Source organism: Puia dinghuensis (assembly GCF_014642875.1).
Classification (GTDB): domain Bacteria; phylum Bacteroidota; class Bacteroidia; order Chitinophagales; family Chitinophagaceae; genus Puia; species Puia dinghuensis.
The window spans coordinates 59,449-85,785 of the sequence record NZ_BMJC01000005.1; the positions used below are offsets into that span (position 1 = coordinate 59,449).

Below are 26,337 nucleotides of genomic sequence, written 5' to 3' on the forward strand. Positions count from 1 at the left end.
CTCCATCCCATGTGCCCCACCGCCAGCCCCTACTTCTTCTTATAAGCCGCATTCAACCCATCCACAAGGTCGGAGGTAATATTGTAAAGGCTGTCCTTGGCGTAAATAAAGGAATTGGCGTCGTATTGGATAATATAAGAAAAGCCCTTTTGCTTATTGTACTCCTTAAGAAAGTCCTCTATCTTTTTCCGCAAATTGGTCTTCAGGTCCTCCGTACGCTTATACAAGGCCTGTTCCAGCTCCTGCTTGCGGCTCGCAAACTGCTGCTGCATCTCCTGGTATTCCCGCTGCGCCTGCTCCCCCTCCGCCTGTGTCATCGTATTCGACTGCTGCTTCTGCCGCCAGCCATCTATCTTCTTCTGGTTGGAACGGTCAAGGCTGCTCAGTTCCTGCGTCATCCTGTTATCCTGCTCCTTCACCTGTGCCTGCGCATCCCTGAACTCTTCATAATGCGTCTCCAGGCTGTCCATATCGAAATAGGCCATCTTGAACCCGATGCCGGGATTCTTCGGCTCGCCACCCGTATTCTTCTTCATCTGCTCCAACTGACGGGTCTGCGTAAGGTAAAGAACCGCAACAAGCCCCAAAGCAACAACACTTAAAATGGTAGAGATGTACTTCATAACCGCGAATATAAAAAAGTAGGAGGTTATTAACCTCCTACATCACACTTTTTAACATTCTTATAAATGACTGTATCTTATTCTTCCTCATCGAATTGCATAGCCTCACGGGTCGTTTGCAGCAGTTCGTACTCTTCCTTGCTGCCTACGATCATATTCTCGAAGTCACGCAGGCCTGTACCCGCCGGTATCGGATGACCCGTGATGACATTCTCTTTCAGTCCGAGCATATCATCACTCTTACCCTGGATGGCCGCAGAAGACAACACCTTCGTCGTTTCCTGGAAGGAAGCCGCGGAGATCCAGCTTTGTGTACCCAGCGAAGCTTTGGTGATACCGAGCAGCAGCGGCGCCGATGTAGCAGCCCTCGCATCCCTGAACTCTGCCAGTTTTTTGTCATTTCGACGTAAGATCGAATTCTCTTCCCTTACTTCCCGCAGACTCACGATCTGGCCGGCCTTCAGCTTGCCGGACTCACCCGGATCGGTAACGACCTTCTTGTCGAAGATCCAGTCATTTTCTTCCAGGAACTCGAATTTATCCACCGTATCTTCTTCAAGGAAGCGGGTGTCACCCGGATCGACGATCGTCAGCTTACGCATCATCTGGCGAACGATCACCTCGATATGCTTGTCATTGATCTTCACACCCTGCAGGCGATACACTTCCTGTATCTCGTTCACTACGTATTCCTGAACGGCAAATGGCCCCTTGATCGACAAAATATCCGCAGGCGCCACCTGGCCATCCGACAACTGCGCGCCAGCCTTGATAAAGTCACCGTCCTGGGCAAGGATCTGCCGCGTCAGCGGAACCAGGTATTTCTTCACCACCCCATCCTTTGCTTCCACGATGATCTCTCTGTTACCACGCTTGATGTTACCAAACGCGACCACACCATCGATCTCGCTCACAATGGCAGGGTTACCCGGGTTACGCGCTTCGAACAGTTCCGTTACGCGGGGCAGACCACCCGTGATGTCCCGCAGCTTGCCAAGCACCCGCGGTATCTTCACGATAACCTGACCGGCTTTCACCTCTTCGGCTTCTTCGATGACGATGTGCGAACCAACCGGCAGGTTGTAGCTCTTCACCTCTTTCGCACCCTCGATATTGATAGAAGGTATCTTCGTCTTATCCTTCGTTTCGATAACCACTTTCTCGCGGTGACCAGTCTGTTCGTCGGCCTCTTCCCGGTAGGTGATACCTTCCAGGACGGCATCGAATTTGACGCTACCGGCGATCTCGGAGATCACGACGTTATTGAAGGGGTCCCAGGAACAGATCACATCGCCCTTCGCTAACTTCTGGCCATCCTTCACGCTGAGCGTGGCGCCATACGGAACGTTGTTAGTGATCAGCAGCCGGTCGTTCTTCACATCCATGATCCTCACCTCACCCGTACGGCCGATAACAACCTGTATCTTGTTACCCTCGTTGTTCTCTGCAGTTACCGTCCGCAGACCATCGAACTGGACGGTTCCTTCGAATTTGGCGATCATTGTCGACTCGACCGAGGCGCTACCCGCAACACCACCCACGTGGAAGGTACGCAGGGTAAGCTGGGTTCCCGGCTCACCGATGCTCTGCGCAGCGATGATCCCGACGGCATCCCCCTTCTGGGTCGTATAACCCGTCGCCAGGTTCTTACCATAACATTTTACACAAACCCCACGCTTGCTTTCACAAGTGAGCACCGACCTGATCTCCACGATTTCGATACTGGCATCCTCTATCGCTTTGCCGATCTCTTCGGTGATCTGGTCACCAGCCGCCACGATCAGCTTGTCGGTCTGCGGGTCATATACATCATGCAGCGACGTACGCCCCAGGATTCGATCGTATAAAGGTTCTACGATGTCTTCATTGTCTTTCAGCGCCGAAGTAGCGATGCCGCGCAGCGTACCGCAATCCTCTTCGGTGATCACCACATCCTGGGCCACGTCCACCAGACGACGGGTCAGATAACCGGCATCCGCCGTTTTAAGCGCCGTGTCGGCAAGACCCTTACGGGCGCCGTGCGTGGAGATGAAGTAATCCAATACGTTCAATCCACCCTTGAAGTTGGACAGAATGGGGTTTTCGATGATCTCGCTCCCCGTAGAACCCGACTTCCTCGGCTTGGCCATCAGACCCCTGATACCGGCAAGCTGCTTGATCTGCTGCTTGCTGCCACGGGCGCCGGAGTCCAGCATCATGTACACCGAATTGAAACCCTGTTTGTCCGAGCTCAGCTCATGGATAAGGGTCTCCGTGATCCGGGTATCCACACGCGACCAGATATCGACGATTTGGTTATATCGTTCGTTGTTCGTGATAAGACCCATATTGTAGTTGTCCCAAACTTCATCAACCTCACCCTTCGCATTATCCAAAAGCTCTTCTTTTGTATCGGGAATGATCAGGTCATTGATATTAAAGGACAATCCACCACGGAAGGCCATCCGGAAGCCCAGCTGCTTGATATCATCCAGGAATTTCACCGTCTTCGGGATATTTGTCCACTTGATGATGTTACCGATAATTTCCCGCAGCGACTTCTTCGTCAGCAGGGCATTGACAAACCCTACTTCAGCAGGCACAAACTGGTTGAACAGGACGCGGCCAACCGTCGTCTCGAGCAGCTTGTTCTCCAGCGTATCCTGGGGGGTGCGTACCCGCGTCTTCACCTTGATATAAGCGTGAAGATCGACCCGGCCCTCGTTATAGGCGATGATAACTTCTTCTGCACTGTAGAAGATCTTGTTTTCGCCTTTCACTTTGTCGGCGCCGGCCGTCTTCTTGCCTTTGGTGATATAGTAAAGCCCAAGCACCATGTCCTGCGAAGGCAGGGTAATAGGCGTACCGTTCTGCGGGTTGAGGATATTGTGCGAAGACAACATCAACAGCTGCGCTTCCAGGATGGCGGCGCTGCTCAACGGAACGTGCACGGCCATCTGGTCACCGTCAAAGTCGGCGTTGAACGCCGTACACACCAGCGGGTGCAGCTGGATAGCCTTACCTTCGATCAGCTTAGGCTGGAAGGCCTGGATAGACAGCCGGTGCAGCGTAGGGGCCCGGTTCAACATCACCGGGTGGCCCTTCAGAATATTTTCGAGGATATCCCAAACGATAGCTTCCTTCTTATCGACCAGCTTACGGGCGCTCTTCACCGTCTTGACGATACCGCGCTCGATAAGCTTCCGGATGATAAAGGGTTTAAACAGCTCAGCCGCCATATCTTTCGGCAGGCCGCACTCGTGCAGCTTCAGCTCAGGGCCTACCACGATAACGCTACGACCAGAGTAGTCGACACGTTTACCAAGCAGGTTCTGACGGAACCGGCCTTGCTTACCCTTCAACACATCACTCAGTGACTTCAACGCCCGGCCGCCCTCAGCCTTCACGGCATTGGACTTACGGCTGTTGTCGAACAGCGAGTCGATGGCTTCCTGCAACATCCGCTTTTCGTTACGAAGGATCACCTCGGGGGCCTTGATCTCCAACAGCCGCTTCAACCGGTTGTTCCGGATGATCACGCGCCGGTAAAGGTCATTGAGGTCCGAAGAGGCGAACCGGCCACCATCCAGGGGAACCAGCGGACGCAGCTCGGGCGGGATCACAGGGATATATTGCATCACCATCCACTCGGGACGGTTGGTGATACGCGAATTGGCGTCCCGGAAAGCCTCCACCACGCTCAGCCGCTTCAGGGCGTCGGCCTTACGTTGCTGAGAGGTCTCATTGGCGGCAGCATTCCGCAGATCGAACGACAACTGGTCGAGCTCGATCCGCTCCAGCAGATCATGAACGGCCTCAGCACCCATCTTGGCGATGAATTTGGCAGGGTCCTCGTCCGGCAGGTACTGGTTATCCTTGGGCAGCGTGTCCAGGATTTCCAGGTACTCTTCTTCCGTCAGCAGATCGCCATAATTCTGCCCCTTATCCGTCCTGATCCCGGGCTGAATTACCACATACCTTTCATAATAGATGATGCTCTCCAGTTTCTTGGAGCTCATCCCTAAAAGATAGCCTATTTTATTGGGCAGCGATTTGAAATACCAGATATGAACTACGGGAACCACCAATTTAATGTGGCCCATCCTCTCCCGTCTTACCTTCTTCTCCGTCACCTCTACACCGCAACGGTCACAAACGATACCCTTATACCGGATACGCTTGTACTTTCCGCAGGCGCACTCATAATCCTTTACGGGACCAAAAATACGCTCACAAAACAGGCCATCCCTTTCCGGCTTGTACGTGCGGTAGTTAATGGTTTCGGGCTTCAAAACCTCCCCATAGCTCCTTTCCAGGATGCTGTCAGGTGAAGCGAGACCGATAGTGATTTTTGAGAAAGTGGCTCTTGGACGATTTTCTTTTTTAATAGCCATATTGCAATATGCGGTTTTTATACTTGGCCTAAACCCTTCAAAAACAAAAATTTACATCACCCGACGAACCATCGGACAACGTAATTGGAAATCAATATTTGCTTGTTGGGCCCAAATCAAGGAGGGCAAAGGTACGATTTTATGTTGAAAAAATTGTTTTTTCTCGGGTAATACCAGGCACTAACACAACCCTACGTACAATTTCTTTTTTTTATACGTACAATTCCCCTTACCTTTACACCCAATCCACCAACCACACCCCCCCACATACAAACCACAGCTTAGAATATCAATATGTATGGACAGCAAAGTCACACTCAGCTTTGATGAAGAGGTCATCCGCCAGGCCAAGGAATATGCCGCAAGTCAGGGCATCAGCCTGTCCCGTCTGGTAGAACACCTCCTGCGCCAGGCAACCATGGAACAAAATGGTTCATTGGAAGACTTTCCTATTGCAGACTGGGTAAGACAGGTCTCAGAAGGGCCCGCCGAATACCGCACTCGCAAAAGGAGCCGTAAGAATTCCAAAGACGATTTCTTTTCTTCCAAAAAATGAAGGCCTTCGTCGACGCTAACATACTAGTCTCGGTAATCAATAAGGAATACCCGCTTTTCCCTTATACATCCCGCATCCTGAGCCTGGGAGATAAAAGACATTTCCGCATCTATACGTCACCCATATGTCTGGCCATCGCCTTCTATTTCGCCGAAAAAAAATACAAGGCCGCCACAGCCAAAGAAAGAATACAGCTGCTTTCCATGAATATAGAGATCACCGATACAGATACCCTCACAGTACGCCGCGCTTTTGCTGATCCTGCCGTATTAGACCTCGAAGACGGTCTCGAATATTATTCTGCCCGCGAAGCCGGATGCAGTTGCATCGTCACCGAGGACAAGAACGATTTTCATTTCTCAGAGATAGAAGTACTGTCAACCATGGAGTTCTACGAAAAATATATGATCCGAAAGGCCTGATCCCACCTCTTCCCGGTGAGCCGGACAACCCGGGCTATAACCTCGATCTTATCACCGACAGCCCCGCCCCCGTCGCCGAATAAATAGTCGTCCCCCGCAGCACCGATCCATACACCAACTCGGTCCCCAGCCCGATATCGGCGGTAATAGTCGCAAAATGTGCCCCGCCATCCAGCGAATAAGAAAGCCCGCCATTGGTCCCTACCCAAATCACTCCATCCTGCACATCCACCCCATTCGTCCAGTTCGCCCCCAGCCCGGCGGCCGAATAATAATTGGTAAAACTCACCCCACCGTCGGCAGACACCGAAAAACCCCCGATCGTGGCAACATACACATTCGACCCCTGCACGGCAAGCCCGTTACACTGGTATTGCCCGCCAAGGCTGCCAAGCCCGTTATTGGTATAGTTCGTAAAGGAAACACCGCCGTTTGGCGAGATAGCCAGCCCATTAGCCGTCCCCGCATACACCGTACTCCCCCGCGCATAGACCGCCAGCGTTTCCCGGTTGCCCATCCCCACAACGGAAGTAGTATAGTTCATCCCCCCATCCCGCGAGATATATACCCCGCCATCCGTACCGGCATAAACCGTATCTCCCTGCACATACACGGAATAAACCGGGTTCCCGCCTAAAAGATGATTCGTAAAATGCTGCCCCCCATCCGTCGAGACCGACAAGCCACCCACCGTGGCCGCATAGATCACGCCACCCCGCACATATACCCCGTTCACGATCGAATCCCCAAGCCCGTTGCTGGGCAGCAGTATCGAAAAATGCCCCCCGCTGTCGGCCGATACATACAACCCCGCGGAAGTCGGTATATACAAGGTGTCGCCCGCAAAAAATACCCCCCGCGGAAAGGCCTGCACCCCACCCGTCATCAGCGGCTGGGTGGAAAATACATAATCATACACGATGGCGTAGGTTCCCGAATTCCCGTTCGCGGCGGTCACCGTCACAGAAACAACCTTGTTCCAGCTCAGCGTGACACTCGCGCTCCAGGTAGAATCATCCATCTGGTTACCCAGACTGCTCCGCGCGCCCTTCGGGATATGCAGCTCGACAGGCAAAAGGATACAGGCCTGCGGATTGTTCAACCGCACCACAAAAGTATCGGTCGCGCCCAGCCGGCTCACACTGCCAAGCGCAGCATCGACCGTAACAGTCAGCTGAAAACTGCTTTCAGGCGGTGCATTATGCTTCGTGCAGGCAGCCGCGCCGGCCAGCAACAAAAAAAAGCAAGCAATATATCTCATCAGCTCCCCCTTCTTTTCCCACTCAGGTATTTCTGGCGGATCACATCCTGCACCGGCACATCCTGTATCTTACTCTCCAGCCAGGAAATAATATCCAGGTACATAAAAGCCCGCGTCTCGAACCGGTTCTTCTCATGCCTCTTCAACTTCTCCAGCAGGTTCTCAAACTCCGGCTTCAGCTGCCCCGGTGACAAATTGATCGACTTCCTTAAAAACCGGAAGACCTCCTCCTCCACCAAACTAAGGTTCTCCATCTTCGCCATAAACCGGTACACCGACTTGGTCAGATACTCCAGCAAATCGAAATTCCCCAGTTCATAATGCGCGATCAGGTGCAGCAGCCGCGAATAACACTGCAGATCGGTACGCAGATCCATCTTCCAGTTAATGATCTTATTCAGATAATCGATCGTCGCCCCATAATCTCCGCTGCCGAAATAAAGACAGGCGATCTTGTAATAGAACACCAGTATCCGGTGCCGGTCAAGATAGATCCAATATTCCTTCAGCTTCTCCTCGATATACGGCACAAGCGACAAACCTTCCGTGAACGTTCCATAAATAAAATGCTGATTCAGCTTGGAGATATAGAGGTAAACAAAGGTCTGTATCTTGTTATTCACATTATTTCGCACGATCTCCGACTCCGAAAAATCCTCGAACTGCTTCAACGTCTCCGCAAACTTCTGGTCGTTCAGCAGATCGAAATGCGCCCCCAGCAGGTTATGCATCCCCTTGATATAATGTGAACTCTCGATCCCGATCATAAACGGCTCCCTCTCAAAAAGATCGACCCACTTCTGCGTATACCGGTAATATAGCAAAAAATCCTGCCGGATAAAAGCATACCAGCAATAGCTCTGGTATTGATAAAGCCGCTCATAAAACCCCACGCACTTTCCAAGATCTTCCGGCAGGTTCTTCTCGAAGAATTCCTGCACCGCCGCTTCATCCTTCTCATTCCGCGCCACACCATGGCGGATATACCAGCTATAAAGCTCGAGCGACAAATTCGACCAGCTGCTGATCAATTGCATATGCTCATTCACCTGGTTCACCTCCGTGGCCAGCTGCTCAGCCCGGTCCTGCATGCTTCGCGTAATATGCAACGCCTCGATCGTCTTTTCGAAGAACAATATCTGCAACAGGAAAGTGACCTGATTCCGCGCCCTGGCATTCTCCTTTATCTTGTCCAACGTCCGCAAACTCTGCAGGTAAAGCCCCTTGTTATACAGGATACGCGCAAAATCAAGCTGCTCATGTAATTGAATATCAATGTTTTCTTCTTGCCTTATAAGCCGCAGGCTGGAAAGTATCTCCCGGTACAGGTGCGCCTTGGCGTTCGAAAGCTGCTGTTTGCGTAAATTTTTGTTTTTATTTAACAATTCCGCCTCGTCATACTCCTCCATCTTGTCGATGGCATCGAATAACTGGATGCTTTTCAGGTTCTCACTGCTGGAATTTCGCTTGATATACAGCTTAAAATTCCTTTTTTCGGACTTTTCCAAAGACTTGATCAACTGAAAGAGAGCATCTGACGATCGGTTGGGCATCGTAATTTAAAATTGTAAGATTCGCAACAGTAGCGGGTTTCAGGCGATTTGACCCCTATTAAGGTGCGTAAAACTCTCCTTATTATGATTTTAGAGGAGAAATTTCCAATGCTAAATTTAGCCATTATTAAATTAAGCGCATGCCCGATCAAAAAATCTTCATCTTCGACACCACCCTCCGCGATGGCGAACAGGTACCCGGTTGCAAGCTAAACACAAAGGAAAAGATCGAATTGGCCCTGCAGCTGGAGGCCCTCGGAGTCGACATCATCGAGGCCGGCTTCCCTATCTCGAGCCCCGGCGATTTTCACTCCGTGGAAGAGATCTCCAGGATCATTAAAAACGCCAGCGTGTGCGGCCTCAGCCGCGCCGTTCAAAAAGACATCGAAACAGCCGCCCAGGCGCTCAAGCACGCCCGTAGGCCCCGTATCCACACCGGCATCGGAACATCAGACTCTCATATCAAAAGCAAATTCAACTCCACCCGCGAAGAAATTCTCACCCGCGCCGTCCAAGCCGTAAAATGGGCCAAAAACTTTGTCGACGATGTCGAGTTCTACGCCGAAGACGCAGGCCGCACCCAAAACGACTACCTGGCCCGCGTCATCGAAGCCGTGATCGCCGCCGGCGCTACAGTCGTCAACATCCCCGACACCACCGGCTACTGTCTCCCCGATCAATATGGCGAAAAGATTGCCTACCTGGTCAACAATGTTCCCAACATCGACAAGGCCGTCATCTCCTGCCACTGTCACAACGACCTCGGCCTGGCAACCGCCAACTCCATCGCCGGCATCCGCAACGGCGCCCGCCAGATCGAATGCACCATCAACGGCCTCGGCGAACGCGCCGGCAACACTTCCCTCGAAGAAGTAGTGATGGTGATCAAACAACACAAAGACCTTGGATTCTACACCGGCATCAACACCAAAGCGTTAAACCCCATGAGCCAACTCGTTTCGGATACGATGCGCATGCCGGTACAACCCAATAAAGCCATCGTCGGCGCCAACGCCTTCTCGCATTCCTCCGGTATCCACCAGGATGGATTCCTGAAAGACGCTTCCACCTACGAGATCATCAACCCTGAAGAAGTCGGCGCCGAAGGCTCCAAGATCGTGCTCACCGCCCGCAGTGGCCGCAGCGCCCTCGCCTTCCGCTTGCACAAGATCGGTTACTCCTTCACCCGCAACGATATCGACACCCTTTACGAACGCTTCCTGCAGGTAGCCGACACAAAGAAAGAAGTAATGGAAAACGATCTGCATGAATTAGCAAAAACATACCAGGCCTCGGCCGTAGCAGTATAGATAGTAATAAATCACACGCATGCCAAAAACATTATTTGAGAAGATCTGGGACCGTCACGTCGTCAAAACCATCGAGGGCGGCCCTTCCGTGCTCTACATCGACAAGCACTTTATCCATGAAGTAACCAGCCCCCAGGCCTTCAAGGGGCTCGAAAAACGCGGTCTCGAAGTCTTCCGACCCAAACAGATCGTAGCAACCGCCGACCATAATGTCCCCACCATCGACCAGCATCTTCCCATAAAAGAAGAACTGTCCCGCATCCAGGTACAGGCGCTGGTCGACAATACAAAAAAGCATCATATCGATCTATACGGCCTCGGTCATCCCTACCAGGGCATCGTTCACGTCATCGGACCCGAACTGGGCGTCACCCAACCCGGTATGACCATCGTCTGCGGTGATAGCCATACGTCAACACACGGTGCTTTCGCAACGATATCTTTCGGCATTGGTACATCAGAGGTGGAAATGGTCATGGCTACCCAATGCCTGCTACAAAGTAAACCGAAGCTAATGCGTATCAATGTCGAGGGGACTCTCAACAAGGGAGTGACTTCGAAAGACATCATCCTCTACATCATCGCTCACATCTCCGCCAGCGGCGCCACCGGCTACTTCGTCGAATATGCAGGCTCCGCCATCCGCAGCCTCTCCATGGAAGGCCGGATGACCATCTGCAACATGAGCATCGAAATGGGCGCCCGCGGCGGCATGATCGCCCCCGATCAAACGACTTTCGATTATCTCGAAGGCCGGGAATTTGCACCCGAAGGCGCCGAATGGGAGAAGAAGCTAACCGAATGGAAACAGCTCCATTCCGATGAAGACGCCCTCTTCGACAAGGAGATCACCATCGCCGCCGCCGACATCGAACCCATGATCACCTATGGTACCAACCCGGGCATGGGCGTCAGCGTCACCGGTCGCATCCCGGCAGAAGCAGACCCCAAATCCCTTGCCTATATGGGCCTTCAGGCCGGCGCCGCGATAAAAGGCAAAAAAGTAGACTATGTCTTCATCGGCAGCTGCACCAACTCCCGCATCGAAGACCTTCGCCTCGTCGCCTCCTTCGTCAAAGGCCGGAAAAAAGCAGATAATGTCGAAGTATGGGTAGTACCCGGCAGCAAGCAGGTAGAACAACAGGCCATAAAAGAAGGTATCGACAAGGTCTTCGCTGAAGCCGGTTTCAATCTGCGTCAACCCGGCTGCTCCGCCTGTCTGGCGATGAACGAAGACAAGATCCCCGCAGGGAAATATTGCATCTCTACTTCCAACCGCAACTTCGAAGGCCGCCAGGGACCAAACGCCCGCACGCTGCTGGCCAGCCCGCTGACAGCAGCCGTCGCAGCCATCACCGGCGAAGTAGCCGATATCCGAGAATTTATCTAAGCCAAAATCATGTCCAAAAGCATCAATAAAATAACATCCACCGCCGTTCCCATCCACCTGGAGAACATCGACACCGATCAGATCATCCCTGCCCGCTTCCTAAAGGCCACCAGCCGCGACGGATTCGGAGACAACCTCTTCAGGGACTGGAGATACAACGCGGACGGTACCCCCAAAAAAGATTTCATCCTAAACAACCCAACATACTCCGGCCGCATCCTCGTAGCTGGCAAAAACTTCGGCTGCGGCTCCAGCCGCGAACACGCCGCCTGGGCCATCAAGGACGCAGGGTTCGACGTCGTCGTCAGCAGCTTCTTCGCCGACATCTTCAAGAACAACGCGCTAAATAACTTCCTCCTCCCGGTCACCGTAAGCGAGGAATTCCTGCAGCAAATATTCGCCGCCATCGAAAAAGACCCGAAGACGAACATCAGCGTCGACCTGGAAGCCCAAACGATCACCCTCGGCGGAAATATCACCTCATTCGATATCAACAACTATAAAAAAACCTGCCTCCTCAACGGCTATGACGACATCGACTACTTGCTGAGCATCCGGCCGGAGATCGAAGCTTTCGAACAAAAACCGCAAACTATCCAATAAAAAATTTACCCTTACCCAACAACAAAATCTATGCAAAAGAACATCGTAGTCATTGAAGGTGACGGCATCGGGCCCGAAGTGACCCGACAGGCGGTGAAAGTGCTGAATGCCGTTGCAGAACAAGGCGGTCACGAGTTCAACTATCACTACTGTCTGATGGGCGCATGCGCTATCGACAAGACCGGCACCCCCCTTCCTGACGAAACCATCGAAGCCGCCCTCAACAGCGACGCCATCCTGTTCGGCGCCATCGGTCATCCCAAATACGATAATGACCCCACGGCAAAGGTTCGCCCTGAACAGGGACTCCTCAAACTGCGGAAATCCCTTCAGCTGTTCGCCAACATCCGTCCCGTCACCACCTACCCGTCCCTGCAGCATCTCTCCCCCCTGAAAGGAAAGATCCTCGAAGACGTCAACTTCATCATCTTCCGCGAACTCACCGGTGGCATCTATTTCGGAAAGAAAGAGCTCAATGCGGAAGGTACCCAGGCATCCGATGAATGCATCTATTCCCGCGAAGAGATCGAACGCATCGCCCACCTCGCATTCAAACAGGCGCAACAACGCCGTAAGAAACTGACTCTCGTCGACAAGGCCAATGTATTGGAAACCTCCCGCCTCTGGCGCAAGGTCGTCCAGGACATCGCAAAACAATACCCCGATGTAAAGGTTGACTTCCTGTTCGTCGACAATGCCGCCATGCAGATCATCCTCAACCCAAAACAATTCGACGTCATTCTCACGGAGAATATGTTCGGGGACATCATCAGCGACGAAGCCAGCGTCATCAGCGGCAGCCTGGGCCTGCTGCCCTCCGCCTCCATCGGCAAGGGCTCCGCGCTCTTCGAACCCATCCACGGCTCCTATCCCCAGGCCACCGGAAAGGACATCGCAAACCCCTTGGGTAGCATCCTCTCCGCAGCCATGCTGCTGGATCACTTCGGGCTACGCACCGAAGCAAACAAAGTGCGGGAAGCAGCCAACTGGACCCTGCAGAATGGCTTCGTAACAAAAGATATCGATCCCATAAATTTCTATTTCACCTCCACCATCGGCGAACTCATCAGCGACTACGTCAGCGGTAAGACGCCGGGTGATATCCATCGGGATAACATCGAGTTGAGGAAATCGACTATAATATAAAATAGTCACCTAGTTCTTTGTTTTTTTCAATTGACCGGAGTATATTCGCAAAACAGAACATCCTCCGTGAACAAACGAGTAATAAATATCACCAAGCGACTTTTGACCGCAATAATTATTGTGGTAGTGGTGATTATTATTCCTGCATCTCTGGGAGGAGGGTGGTAAAATAGCATAAACTAAACAACAATACCGCGGCCCGCCTCCCAAAGGCGGGCCGCTTATTTTTTAATAACTATATATGGCATCATACTATAACGAACACACGGTCCTCTGGCTCGACGGCAAGATCCTCAAGGCCGCGGACACAAAGACAGACCTCTACGGTCAGTCCCTCCACTACGGCTACTCCGTATTCGAGGGCATCCGCTCCTATCGCACCGCCGCCGGAAAAACAAAGATCTTCAAGGCAATCGAACACTTCGACCGCCTCCAGCGCTCCGCGACAACCCTCAACATGCCCTATCGCTACACTACCGAAGAGCTCATCAAAGCCTCCTACGACGTCCTCGAAAGCAACAACCTACAGGACGCCTATATCCGTCCCGTCGTATACGGCCCCGCCAACATGAGCTTCAACCCCAACACCGAATCGTTCACCGTCATCCAAACCTGGGAAATGGCGCCCTTCCTCGGCGAAAAGCTCCTCAGGGTAATGACCTCATCCTTCCAGCGCCCCAATCCAAAAGGCTTCAAGATAGAAGCAAAAGCCGCCGGTCACTACGTCAACTCCATAATGGCAAGCCACGAAGCAAAAGGCAAGGGCTTCGACGAAGCACTGCTCACCGATATGAACGGTTTCATCGCTGAAGGTCCCGGCGCCAACATGTTCTTCGAAAAAGCCGGTCGGCTACACACCCCCGCCACAGGCAATATCCTGCCGGGTATCACCCGCGCCACCGTCCTCGAACTCGCCGAAGACCTTGGCATCCCCGTCGAACAAGGCCAGTACACCCCCGCCGACCTCAAACAAGCCGACGCCGCCTTCTTCTGCGGCACCGCCGCCGAAGTCATTGGCTGGCATTCTATCGACGACTACACTTTCCCGATCAGCTGGAAAGACACCCAAAGCAGAAAGATCCAACAAGCATATAAAGACTTAGTCATAGAAAAACAACCCAAACTCGAAACGATATAATGGCAACGGTACTCAACAAATACAGCAAGACCCTCACGCAAGACACGACACAACCCGCCGCACAGGCGATGTTGTACGGCATCGGACTGACAGACGAAGACCTCGCAAAAGCACAGGTCGGCATCGCCTCCATGGGCTATGACGGCAACACCTGCAATATGCACCTCAACGACCTCGCCCGGATCGTAAAAAAAGGCGTCTGGGAAAAAGACCTCGTCGGCCTCATCTTCAACACCATCGGCGTCAGCGATGGCATGGCTAACGGAACGGATGGCATGCGCTATTCCCTCGTCAGCCGCGACATCATAGCCGACTCCATCGAAGCCATCTGCGGCGCACAATACTATGACGGCATCGTCGCCATCCCCGGCTGCGATAAGAATATGCCCGGCTGCATCATCGCCATGGGCCGGCTCAACCGCCCCGCCATCATGGTCTACGGCGGCACCATCGCCCCCGGTCATTATAAAGGACAAGACCTCAACATCGTCTCCTCCTTCGAAGCCCTCGGACAAAAGATCGCCGGCAAACTCGACGAAGCCGACTTCAAAGGCATCGTCCGCAACTCCTGCCCCGGCGCCGGCGCCTGCGGCGGGATGTACACCGCCAACACTATGGCCGCCGCCATCGAAGCACTGGGCATGAGCCTCCCCTTCTCCTCTTCCAACCCCGCCCTCAGCCAGGATAAAAAAGCCGAATGCCACGCCGCAGGCGCAGCCATCCGCCACCTGCTGGAAAAAGATATAAAACCCCGGGACATCATGACCCGCAAAGCATTCGAAAATGCCATCACCACGATCATGATCCTCGGCGGCAGCACAAACGCCGTACTCCACCTCATCGCCATGGCCAAAAGCGTCGGCGTCCCCCTCACCCAGGACGACTTCCAGGCGATCAGCAACCGCATCCCGGTACTCGCCGATTTCAAACCCAGTGGCAAATACCTGATGCAAGACCTTCATGAGCATGGCGGCATCCCCGTCGTAATGAAATATCTACTGGAAAAAGGCTTACTCCACGGCGATTGCCTCACCGTCACCGGCAAGACCCTGGCAGAAAATCTCAAGGATATCCCATCCCTCGATTTCAAGAAGCAAGATATTATTAAGCCTCTTGAAACCCCCATCAAAGCCACCGGTCACCTCCAGATCCTCTACGGCAACCTCGCCGAAGGCGGCAGCGTAGCCAAGATCAGCGGCAAAGAAGGCGAACGCTTCGAAGGCACCGCCCGCGTCTTCGACGGCGAACACGATCTTATCAACGGTATCAACACCGGCAAGATCAAACCCGGCGACGTCGTAGTCATCCGCTACGTCGGCCCCGTCGGCGCCCCCGGCATGCCCGAAATGCTCAAACCCACCGGTGCCCTCATCGGAGCCGGCCTGGGTAAAAGCGTCGCCCTCATCACCGACGGCCGCTTCAGCGGCGGCACCCACGGCTTCGTCGTCGGTCACATCACCCCCGAAGCCCACCTGGGCGGCGCCATCGCCTTCGTCAAAGACAACGACATCATCGAACTCGACGCCGTAAAAAATACGATCACGCTGAAAGTACCCGCGGACGAACTGGCAAAACGTAAAGCCGCCTGGAAACAACCGCCATTGAAAGCAACAAACGGCATCTTATTTAAATACGCAAAACAAGTCAAAAACGCCGCCGAAGGCTGCGTCACCGACGAACTATAAAAAAAATCGTATGAGCAATACAACCGCAACTCCCGCGAAATCGCAATCCAAGCCAAAGACCGACGGCGAAGCCGTCGCAAAAAAGGCAGTACCACGCGAGTTGACCGGGTCCGCCGCCGTCCTCGAAGCCTTCCTCGCCGAAGGCGTTGACACCATCTTCGGTTACCCTGGCGGTGCGATCATGCCGATCTACGACGCCCTCTATGACTACCGCGATCGGCTGAAACACATCCTCGTCCGCCACGAACAGGGCGGCATCCATGCCGCACAAGGTTATGCCCGCACATCCGGCCGCACCGGCGTCGTCTTCGCCACCAGCGGCCCCGGCGCCACCAACCTCGTCACCGGCCTCGCCGACGCAATGATCGACAGCACACCCGTGGTTTGTATCACCGGGCAAGTATTCGCCCACCTCCTCGGCACCGATGCCTTCCAGGAGACCGACGTGATCAACATCACCACACCCATCACCAAATGGAACTACCAGGTCACCGACGCCACGGAGATCCCGGCAGCCCTGGCAAAGGCATTTTATATCGCCGGCAGCGGCCGTCCCGGACCTGTACTCATAGACATCACCAAGAACGCCCAGGTGCAGAAATTCAAATACGAAGGGTATACCAAATGCGAACACATCCGCAGCTACCGGCCCAAACCCATCGTAAGAAAAGAATACATCGCAAAAGCGGCAGAACTCATCAACGAAGCAAAGAAACCTTTCATCCTCTTCGGCCAGGGCGTCATCCTCGGTAAGGCCGAACAGGAATTCAAAGCATTCGTAGAGAAGAGTGGCATCCCCGCTGCATGGACGCTCCTCGGTCTCAGCGCCCTGGCTACCGACCACCCCCTTAATGTTGGGATGCTCGGCATGCACGGCAACTACGGCCCCAACTTACTGACAAACGATTGCGACGTACTCATCGCCGTCGGCATGAGATTCGACGACCGCGTCACCGGCCGCCTCGACAAATACGCCAAACAGGCCAAAGTGGTCCACCTGGATATCGACCCGGCCGAGATCGATAAGAACGTAAAAGCCACCGTACCCGTCTGGGGCGACTGCAAAGAGACCCTGCCCCTGCTCACGGAACTGGTCGAACGCAAGACCCATCCGGAATGGCTCCAACGCTTTAAGGATTGCTACAAACAGGAAGAAGAGGCCGTTATCAATGACGAACTGAATCCCACTACAGCAGACATAACCATGGGCGAAGTGATAAAGACACTCAACGAGCTCACCGGCGGCGACGCCGTCATCGTCACTGACGTCGGCCAGCACCAGATGGTCGCCAGCCGTTATGCCCGCTTCAACCAGTCCAAGAGCAACGTCACCTCCGGCGGCCTCGGAACGATGGGCTTTGGCCTGCCCGCAGCCATCGGCGCCAAATACGGCGCACCCGATCGCACCGTTGTAGCCATCATCGGCGACGGCGGCTTCCAGATGACCCTGCAAGAACTCGGCACCATCATGCAATTCGGCGCGGAGGTAAAGATCCTCATCCTCAACAACCGCTTCCTCGGCATGGTACGCCAATGGCAACAGCTCTTCCACGACAAACGCTACTCCTTCGTGGACATCACCAGCCCGGACTTCGTCACGCTGGCAAGCGCCTACCATATTGAAGGCAATAGCATCACCGATCGTAAAGATCTCAAAGCGGCCCTGCAAACCATGCTCGACCACAAAGGCTCCTACCTGCTGGAAGTCTTCACCGGGAAAGAGAACAACGTCTTCCCCATGGTTCCCCAAGGCTGCAGCATAAGCGAGATCAGGTTAAAATAGCAGAACATGAAAGCCACATCACACGATACACACTGGAACGCCAGCCTCTACGACGACAAACACAACTTCGTCTTCAAATACGGCGAAGACGTCGTCCAGTTGCTCGCACCCCAAATCGGCGAACGCATCCTCGACGTCGGCTGCGGCACAGGTTACCTGACTAATCTCATCGCCAAAGCCGGCGCTCGCGTCATCGGCATCGACAAATCTAAATCCATGGTCGACCGGGCCCAGGCCGTCTACCCCGATCTCGACTTCCGGGTGATGTCCGCCACCGACTTCGGGTTCGACACCCCCTTCGATGCAGTCTTCTCCAACGCCACCCTCCACTGGGTGCTTGACAAAGAAGCAGCCGTCGATTGCATCGCCCAGGCCCTCCGCCCCGGCGGCCGCCTCGTCCTCGAAATGGGCGGTAAAGGCAACGTGGAAGAGATCGTAGTGGCCACCCGCAAAGTGCTGACCCGCCATGGCTATTACAGCAACGCCGCCACCCAGCTCTGGTACTTCCCGTCGCTGAGCGAATACACCACGCTGCTGGAGAAAAAAGGCTTCCGCGTCCGTTTCGCCGCTCACTTCGACCGGCCAACCGAACTCAAGGATACCGAAAATGGCATCAAAGACTTTATAAAAATGTTCGGCAATGCCTTCTTCACCGATATCCCCGATACGGAAATAGAAACCATCCTCACCGAGATCCAGGACGCCGTCCGCTCCACCAACTATCGCAACGGCAGCTGGTACGGTAATTACAAACGCTTGCGCATAGCAGCAGTAAAAAACTAAGAAATGAACAACCAAGAGTATACCATCACCGTCTATACGGAAAACCAGATCGGCCTCATCAACCGCATCGCCATCCTGTTCTCCCGCCGCAAGATCAACATCGAAAGCCTCAACACCTCCCCCTCGGAAGTGGAAGGCATCCACCGCTTCACCATCGTCATCAACGAAACCGAAGAAGTGGTCCGTAAACTGTGTCGGCAACTCGAAAAACAGGTCGAGATCCTGAAAGCCTATTACAACACCAACGACGAGATCATCTGGCAGGAGCTTGCCCTCTATAAGGTTCCCACCGACGAGATTGCCGAAAAGGTAAAAGTGGAAAGGCTGCTCCGTGAATATGGCGCCCGCGCCGTTGTCATCCGCAAAGACTACACCGTCTTCGAGACCACCGGTCAGCGCGAAGAGATCGACCGGCTCATCACCGTGCTCGAACCCTACGGCCTAATCGAATTCGTCCGCAGCGCCCGCGTAGCCATCATAAAGGAAAGCGCAGGGTTCCATAAAAAACTAAAAGAATTCGAACTCACCGAACCCGGCGAAGAGGTAGTGGAAAACCAATACCTCAACAACCAAGAGGAAATATTCACCATGTAAAAGTCCGGTCCCGAAGGGGCCGCAAAAACAGTCACTTAAAAAACCAAATAAAAACGGTAAACAATGGCAAAACTCAATTTCGGCGGCGTGGAAGAAAACGTAGTCACCCGCGAAGAATTCCCCCTCGCCAAAGCACAGCAGACACTGAAAAATGAAGTGGTAGCCGTCATCGGCTATGGCGTACAGGGCCCCGGCCAGGCGCTGAATCAGAAAGACAACGGCATCAATGTTATAGTCGGTCAACGCAAGAACTCCAAAACCTGGGACAAAGCCGTCCGCGATGGCTTCGTTCCCGGCGAGACCTTATTCGAAATAGAAGAAGCCCTCCAACGCGGCACCATCATCTGCTACCTGCTCAGTGACGCCGCACAGATCGCACTGTGGCCCACGGTGAAAAAACACCTCACCCCAGGCAAAGCCCTCTATTTCTCCCACGGCTTCGGCATCACCTTCAACGAACAAACCGGCATCGTCCCCCCCAAAGACGTGGATGTATTCCTGGTGGCGCCAAAAGGCTCCGGCACCTCCCTGCGCAGGATGTTCCTCCAGGGCCGCGGTCTCAACAGCAGCTACGCCATCTTCCAGGACGCTACCGGTAAAGCAAAAGACCGCGTCATCGCCCTCGGCATCGCCGTCGGCAGCGGTTACCTCTTCGAAACCGACTTCCGCAAGGAAGTATATAGCGACCTCACCGGCGAACGCGGTACCCTCATGGGCGCCATCCAAGGCATCTTCGCAGCCCAGTATGAAGTCTTACGTAAGAAAGGTCACACCCCCTCCGAAGCTTTCAATGAGACGGTGGAAGAGCTTACCCAATCACTGATGCCCCTGGTCGCAGAGAATGGTATGGATTGGATGTATGCTAACTGCTCCACGACAGCGCAGCGAGGAGCCCTCGACTGGTGGAAGAAGTTCCGCGACGCCACCCTGCCCGTCTTCACCGAACTGTATGAAAGTGTCGCCGCCGGCAAGGAATCCCAACGCAGCATCGACTCCAACAGCCAGCCCGACTACCGTGAAAAACTGGAAGCCGAACTCAAAGAACTCCGCGAAAGCGAACTCTGGCAGGCCGGCAAAACTGTTCGCAGCCTCCGTCCCGAAAATCAACCCGCCAAATCAAGCAAAAGTGAACCAGTCGCCTAGCATACCAATAAATTCCAACCCCTTGCGGGGTTGGAATTTAGATTTCCATGCCGCTGCCCACCGGCTCAGCAAGGTCGTCTACCATACCCCCCTTTCCTATAACCATACCCTGTCAAAAAAATACAATTGCCGCGTCTACCTCAAACGCGAAGACCTCCAGGTCGTCCGCTCCTATAAGCTCCGCGGCGCCTACAACATGATGGTCTCGCTCCCCTCCGGCCAACTCCGCAAAGGCGTCGTCTGCGCCAGCGCCGGCAACCACGCCCAGGGCTTCGCCTGGTCCTGCCGCAAACTCGGCGTCCGGGGCGTAGTCTTCATGCCGGTCATTACCCCACGGCAAAAGATCAACCAGACCCGCATGTTCGGCGAAGACTTCATCGAGATCGTCCTCACCGGCGACACTTTCGACGATTGCGCCATCGCCGCCCGCAAGTACACCGAAGAAAAAGGCCTCACCTTCATCCCACCCTTCGAAGACCTCCGCATCATCGAAGGCCAGGGCACCGTCGCCGTGGAGATCCTCGAAGACCTCCCCCCGGACGAAGCCGGCATCGACTACCTCTTCGTACCCGTCGGCGGCGGCGGTCTCGCCTCCGGCGTCGGCGCCTGCTTCAAAACCTATTCCCCCGCCACCCAGGTCATCGGCCTCGAACCCGAAGGCGCTCCCTCCATGGTAGCCGCCTTCAAAGCCGGTCACCCCGTCACACTCGACAACATCGATCGCTTCGTTGACGGCGCCGCCGTCAAACGCGTCGGCGACCTCACCTTCAGCATCTGCCACGAAGTCCTCGACGGAATGACCACCGTACCCGAAGGCCTCATCTGCTCCACCATCCTGCAGCTCTACAACGAGAACGCCATCGTCGTCGAACCAGCCGGCGCCCTCAGCATCGCCGCGCTCGCCCATCACGCTGCACTCATCGAAGGCAAAACCGTCGTCTGCATAGTCAGTGGCAGCAACAACGACATCGACCGGATGCAGGAAATAAAGGAAAGGTCCCTGCAATACGAAGGGCTGAAACACTATTTCCTGGTCACCTTCGCCCAACGCCCTGGCGCGCTCAAAGAATTCGTGAACCATGTCCTGGGCCCCCACGATGATGTCACCCGCTTCGAATACATGCAAAAACACAACAAGGAAACCGGACCGGCCCTCGTCGGCATCGAGCTCTCCGACAAAGAAGATTATAAAACCCTCATTCACAACATGAAAAAATACAATATCCAATACACCGAACTGAATAAGGATAACACTCTGTTCAACTATATTGTATAGATCACATAATCCACCAATCCTATGGACAAATAATAACAAGAAATATTATCGAAAAATTAATTTAAATTGATTTTTTCCGTAATTTTAGCGACTTGATCACTGCTAATGCCATAAGAAAATCTAACAAAACAACATTTTTTTTGCAAAACGTCTAATCTTGCTAGCAAAAATGATCAACGAAGGATTATACTCACCTGAATTTGAACGCGATGCGTGTGGCATTGGCTTTGTCGCCAACATTAAGAGCAACAAGTCTCACCAGATCGTTTCCGACGCGCTGACCATCCTCGAGAACATGGAACACCGCGGTGCCTGCGGTTGTGAGAACAACACCGGCGACGGCGCCGGCATCATGATCCAGACACCCCACGAATTCTTCTTCGACGAATGCGTGCGTCTCGGCATCCACCTCCCCGCCTATGGCAAATACGGCGTCGGCATGCTCTTCTTCCCCCGCGACATCCGGCTGAAAGAAGAATGCCGCGACATCTTCGCCCGCAGCGCCGAAAAACTCGGCCTCGAGATCCTCGGCTTCCGTAAGGTTCCCGTCAACCCCGATGGCATCGGCGCCACCGCATTGTCCGTCGAACCGGAAATGGAACAGGTATTCATCGCCTGTCCCGACCACATCAAACAACCCGACGATTTCGAACGCAAACTGTTCCTGCTGCGCAACTACGCCAGCAACACTATTTTCAATACGATAAAAAGGGATGCCATTGGATTCTATGTCGCATCTCTCTCTTATAAGACCATCGTATACAAAGGCCAGCTCACCAGCGGCCAGGTCCGTAACTATTTCCCCGATCTCAGCAACAAACGCGTGGTCTCGGCCTTCGGCCTCGTCCACTCCCGCTTTGCTACCAACACCTTCCCCTCGTGGAAACTCGCTCAACCCTTCCGCTATATCGCCCACAACGGCGAGATCAATACCTTACAAGGTAACCTCAACTGGCTGAAGACAAGCATAAAAGGCTTTACCACCCCCTACTTTACAAAAGAGGAAATGGACATGCTCCTGCCCCTCATCGCGGAAGGTTCCTCCGACTCGGCCTGCCTCGACAACGTCATCGAGCTGCTCACCCTCTGCGGCCGCAGCCTGCCCCACGTGATGATGATGCTTATCCCCGAAGCCTGGGACGGCAACGACCAGATGGACCCGGTAAAGAAGGCATTCTACGAATTCCACGCTTCCATCATGGAACCCTGGGACGGCCCCGCCTCCATCTCCTTCACCGACGGTAAGATCATCGGCGCTACCCTCGATCGCAACGGCCTCCGCCCGTCCCGCTACTGCGTGACAAAGGACAACCGCGTCATCATGGCATCCGAAACCGGCGTCCTGCCCGTCGATCCCAGCCTGATCATAGAAAAAGGCCGGCTTCAACCCGGCAAAATGTTCATCGTCGATCTCGAACAGGAGCGAATCATCAGCGACGACGAACTAAAGTCAAAGATCTGCTCTCAGCAACCCTACGCGGAATGGCTGAATAAATATAAGATCCGGATGGAAGAGTTGCCCGAACCCCGGGTCCTCTTCACCCATCTCGAACACGAACAGATATTCAAATACCAAAAAGCCTTCGGCTATTCCACCGAAGACCTCGATACCCTCATCGCCCCCATGGCGATCGATGGTAAAGAACCCGTTGGCTCGATGGGCACCGACGTCCCACTCGCGGTCCTCAGTGATCAACCTCAACATTTAAGCAGCTATTTCAAACAGCTCTTCGCCCAGGTGACCAACCCTCCCATCGACCCCATCCGCGAACGGCTGGTCATGTCCCTGGCAAGCTTCGTCGGCGGCAACGCCAACCTGCTCGAAGAAGACCCGCTCGCCTGTCATAGCGTGGCCCTGAAACATCCCGTCCTGAGCAATCACGAACTGGAAAAGATCCGCTCCATCGACACCGGCATCTTCCAGGCAAAGACCTTACAAACCTACTTCCGCGCCGACGGGAAACCCGGCTCCCTCCAGGCAGGCATCGACCGCCTCTGCCGCTACGCCGTAGACGCCGTGGAAGACGGATTCGAAGTGCTCATCCTCACCGATCGCGCCATCGATTCCGACCACGCCCCCATACCTTCCCTGCTGGCGTGCTCCGCCGTCCACCACCACCTCATCCGCAAAGGCTATCGCGGACAAGTGGGTATCATCGTGGAAGCAGGCGACGTTTGGGAAGTACACCACTTCGCCTGTCTCATCGGCTTCGGCGCCACTGCTATCAACCCCTACCTGGCCATGTCCAGCATCCGGGATATGAAGCTCGCCGGCAAGCTCCAGACCGAACTCGACGCCGAACAACTAAAGAAGAACTATACCAAAGCCGTCTGCGACGGTCTTCTGAAAGTCTTCTCCAAGATGGGCATCTCTACCCTGCAATCCTACCAGGGCGCGCAAATATTTGAGATCATCGGCCTCAACCGCAGCGTAGTCGACAAATACTTCACCGGTGCCACCTCCCGCATCGAAGGGATGGGCCTCGACGAGATCGCCAAAGAAACCCTGGCAAAACACTTCTTTGCCTTTAGCAAGAAAGACATCCCTGTCGAACGCCTGCCCGTCGGCGGCATCTATCAATGGAAACGGAAAGGGGAATTCCACCTCTTCAATCCCAACACCATCCACCTGCTGCAATACTCGACCCGGACAAACGACTACAACACATTCAAGAAATATTCCCGGCTCGTCAACGACCAAAGCGAGAAAGCCGCGACCCTGCGCTCCATGATCACCTTCAAGCGCAACCGCCCCGCCATCCCGTTGGAAGAAGTAGAACCCGCCGAGAACATCTATAAAAGGTTCGCCACCGGCGCCATGTCCTTCGGCTCCATCTCCCACGAAGCCCACTCCACCCTCGCCATTGCGATGAACCGGCTGGGTGGAAAAAGCAACACCGGCGAAGGCGGCGAAGACGAACTGCGCTACGAACCGCTGCCAAACGGCGACTCCATGCGCTCGGCGATAAAACAGGTAGCCTCCGCCCGCTTCGGGGTGACGAGCCACTACCTCACCATGGCCGACGAACTCCAGATCAAAATGGCGCAAGGGGCAAAACCCGGCGAAGGCGGCCAGCTGCCCGGGCATAAGGTCGACGAGTGGATCGGCAAGGTACGCCACTCCACCCCCGGCGTTGGTCTCATCTCCCCGCCACCACACCACGATATCTATAGTATCGAAGACCTGGCACAGCTCATTTTCGACCTCAAGAACGCTAACCGCGCCGCGCGCATCAGCGTAAAGCTGGTGTCCAAAGCCGGTGTCGGCACCATCGCCGCCGGCGTCGCAAAAGCAAAGTCGGATGTCATCCTCATCTCCGGTCACGACGGCGGTACGGGTGCATCCCCCATCAGCTCGATCCGCCACGCCGGCCTGCCCTGGGAACTCGGCCTCGCCGAATCCCACCAGACCCTGGTGCGGAACAAACTGCGCAGCCGCGTCGTCCTCCAGGCCGATGGCCAGATGAAGACCGGCAGGGACATCGCCATCGCTACGCTACTGGGCGCCGAAGAATGGGGCCTTGCTACCACCGCGCTCGTTGTAGAAGGGTGTATCATGATGCGCAAATGCCATCTCAACACCTGCCCCGTCGGCGTCGCCACCCAGGACCCCGAACTGCGCAAACGCTTCACCGGTGATGCCGACCACGTGGTCAACTTCTTCAAGTTCATCACGCAGGAGCTGCGCGAGATCATGGCCGACCTCGGCTTCCGCACCATCGAAGAAATGGTCGGCCAGGTCGACAGCCTCGAGATCCGCGATAACATCACCCACTGGAAATACAGCAAACTGGACCTCTCCCCCATCCTGTACAAAGAACCGGCTTCCCTTTACACCGGTCTGCACAAAATGGAGGATCAGGATCATGGCCTCGAGGCAGTGCTCGACTGGAAATTGCTGGAAGCCGCAAAACCCGCCATCGAACACCGGCAAAAGGTTTTTGCAGCCTTCCCGATAAAGAACACCGATCGCACCGCAGGTACCATCCTCTCGAACGAGATCACCAAGAAGTACAAATCGGCCGGTCTCCCGGACGACACCCTGCACTTCAAGTTCACCGGTACCGCCGGCCAGAGCTTCGGGGCCTTCAACACCCACGGGGTTACCCTCGAACTCGAAGGCGACGCCAACGACTACTTCGGTAAAGGCCTCTCTGGTGCAAGACTCATCGTCTATCCAAGCCAGAACGCCGGGTTCGTCCCCGAAGACAACAGCATCATCGGCAACGTCGCCTTCTATGGCGCCACCTCCGGTGAAGCCTTCATCCGCGGCAAGGCCGGCGAACGCTTTGGTGTCCGCAACTCCGGTGTCAAAGCCGTAGTAGAAGGGGTGGGCGATCACGGATGTGAATACATGACCGGCGGACGCATCGTCATCCTCGGCAACACAGGCCGCAACTTCGCAGCTGGTATGAGCGGTGGCATCGCCTATGTATACGATGTACGCGGCGTCTTCAACCGCAATGTCAACAAGGAGATGGTCGACCTCGATCCCGTCACCGGCGACGATATCGTCGAACTGAAGGACATGATCCAACGACACTATGCCTTCACCGGCAGCACCGTCGCCAAATTCGTCCTCGACGACTTCGAGAACCAGCTACAACATTTTGTAAAGGTCTTCCCTACAGACTATAAAAAAGTATTATTGGAAAAAGCAGCCCGGCCACAGAGAACTACTCACAAGTAGAAACGCTT

Annotated in this window: 18 protein-coding genes; 14 read left to right on the forward strand and 4 right to left on the reverse strand. The window is 54.4% G+C overall.

Annotated elements, in window-relative coordinates:
* Window positions 1–29: 29 nt before the first annotated feature.
* Window positions 30–623, reverse strand: a complete 594-nt coding sequence (locus tag IEY39_RS22025; RefSeq protein WP_188935765.1) for an OmpH/Skp family outer membrane protein — start codon at window positions 621–623, stop codon at window positions 30–32.
* 77 nt (window positions 624–700) lie between these two features.
* Window positions 701–4,996, reverse strand: a complete 4,296-nt coding sequence (gene rpoC, locus IEY39_RS22030) for a DNA-directed RNA polymerase subunit beta' (protein ID WP_188935767.1) — start codon at window positions 4,994–4,996, stop codon at window positions 701–703.
* A gap of 298 nt (window positions 4,997–5,294) precedes the next feature.
* Between rpoC and IEY39_RS22035 the strand changes: the two genes are divergently transcribed.
* Window positions 5,295–5,552, forward strand: coding sequence for a DUF6364 family protein (locus IEY39_RS22035; protein WP_188935769.1), 258 nt, complete (start codon window positions 5,295–5,297; stop codon window positions 5,550–5,552).
* Complete coding sequence (locus tag IEY39_RS22040) at window positions 5,549–5,974, forward strand: PIN domain-containing protein (RefSeq protein ID WP_188935774.1); 426 nt, start codon at window positions 5,549–5,551, stop codon at window positions 5,972–5,974. Before IEY39_RS22035 ends, IEY39_RS22040 begins: the two co-directional genes overlap by 4 nt.
* A 34-nt stretch (window positions 5,975–6,008) precedes the next feature.
* Here IEY39_RS22040 and IEY39_RS22045 read toward each other — a convergent pair whose 3' ends face one another.
* Together IEY39_RS22045 and IEY39_RS22050 are read right to left on the reverse strand one after the other, a co-directional pair.
* On the reverse strand, window positions 6,009–7,235 hold the full coding sequence (locus tag IEY39_RS22045; RefSeq protein WP_188935776.1) for a beta propeller repeat protein: 1,227 nt from the start codon (window positions 7,233–7,235) through the stop codon (window positions 6,009–6,011).
* The gene (locus IEY39_RS22050) at window positions 7,235–8,788 is read right to left on the reverse strand and encodes a hypothetical protein (RefSeq protein WP_188935778.1); all 1,554 of its coding nucleotides are present in this window, start codon (window positions 8,786–8,788) and stop codon (window positions 7,235–7,237) included. The genes IEY39_RS22045 and IEY39_RS22050 overlap by 1 nt, the downstream gene beginning before the upstream one ends.
* 140 nt (window positions 8,789–8,928) lie before the next feature.
* Between IEY39_RS22050 and IEY39_RS22055 the strand changes: the two genes are divergently transcribed.
* From IEY39_RS22055 to gltB, 12 genes are all read left to right on the forward strand, one after another.
* Complete coding sequence (locus IEY39_RS22055; RefSeq protein ID WP_188935780.1) at window positions 8,929–10,098, forward strand: 2-isopropylmalate synthase; 1,170 nt, start codon at window positions 8,929–8,931, stop codon at window positions 10,096–10,098.
* A gap of 19 nt (window positions 10,099–10,117) precedes the next feature.
* Window positions 10,118–11,488 (forward strand): 3-isopropylmalate dehydratase large subunit, encoded by a 1,371-nt coding sequence (gene leuC / locus IEY39_RS22060; protein ID WP_188935782.1) that lies wholly within the window; start codon window positions 10,118–10,120, stop codon window positions 11,486–11,488.
* 9 nt (window positions 11,489–11,497) lie between these two features.
* Window positions 11,498–12,091, forward strand: coding sequence for a 3-isopropylmalate dehydratase small subunit (gene leuD, locus IEY39_RS22065; protein WP_188935784.1), 594 nt, complete (start codon window positions 11,498–11,500; stop codon window positions 12,089–12,091).
* Window positions 12,092–12,121: 30 nt separating this feature from the next.
* Window positions 12,122–13,237, forward strand: a complete 1,116-nt coding sequence (gene leuB, locus IEY39_RS22070) for a 3-isopropylmalate dehydrogenase (protein ID WP_188935786.1) — start codon at window positions 12,122–12,124, stop codon at window positions 13,235–13,237.
* A gap of 241 nt (window positions 13,238–13,478) precedes the next feature.
* Window positions 13,479–14,375 (forward strand): branched-chain-amino-acid transaminase, encoded by an 897-nt coding sequence (gene ilvE, locus IEY39_RS22075; RefSeq protein WP_188935788.1) that lies wholly within the window; start codon window positions 13,479–13,481, stop codon window positions 14,373–14,375.
* Entirely contained in the window at window positions 14,375–16,060 is a 1,686-nt protein-coding gene (gene ilvD / locus IEY39_RS22080; RefSeq protein ID WP_188935790.1) for a dihydroxy-acid dehydratase, read from the forward strand. The genes ilvE and ilvD overlap by 1 nt, the downstream gene beginning before the upstream one ends.
* 10 nt (window positions 16,061–16,070) lie before the next feature.
* Window positions 16,071–17,843, forward strand: coding sequence for a biosynthetic-type acetolactate synthase large subunit (gene ilvB, locus IEY39_RS22085; RefSeq protein ID WP_188935792.1), 1,773 nt, complete (start codon window positions 16,071–16,073; stop codon window positions 17,841–17,843).
* A gap of 6 nt (window positions 17,844–17,849) precedes the next feature.
* Window positions 17,850–18,626: a class I SAM-dependent methyltransferase gene (locus tag IEY39_RS22090; protein ID WP_188935794.1), complete on the forward strand. Its 777-nt coding sequence runs from the start codon at window positions 17,850–17,852 to the stop codon at window positions 18,624–18,626.
* A 3-nt stretch (window positions 18,627–18,629) separates the two neighbouring features.
* Entirely contained in the window at window positions 18,630–19,220 is a 591-nt protein-coding gene (gene ilvN / locus IEY39_RS22095) for an acetolactate synthase small subunit (RefSeq protein ID WP_188935796.1), read from the forward strand.
* 63 nt (window positions 19,221–19,283) lie between these two features.
* A complete protein-coding gene (gene ilvC / locus IEY39_RS22100) occupies window positions 19,284–20,363 on the forward strand; it encodes a ketol-acid reductoisomerase (protein WP_188935802.1) in 1,080 nt (359 codons plus the stop codon).
* Entirely contained in the window at window positions 20,347–21,639 is a 1,293-nt protein-coding gene (ilvA, locus tag IEY39_RS22105; RefSeq protein ID WP_262892873.1) for a threonine ammonia-lyase, read from the forward strand. Before ilvC ends, ilvA begins: the two co-directional genes overlap by 17 nt.
* 157 nt (window positions 21,640–21,796) lie before the next feature.
* Complete coding sequence (gene gltB / locus IEY39_RS22110) at window positions 21,797–26,329, forward strand: glutamate synthase large subunit (RefSeq protein ID WP_444544441.1); 4,533 nt, start codon at window positions 21,797–21,799, stop codon at window positions 26,327–26,329.
* The last annotated feature ends 8 nt before the right edge of the window (window positions 26,330–26,337 follow it).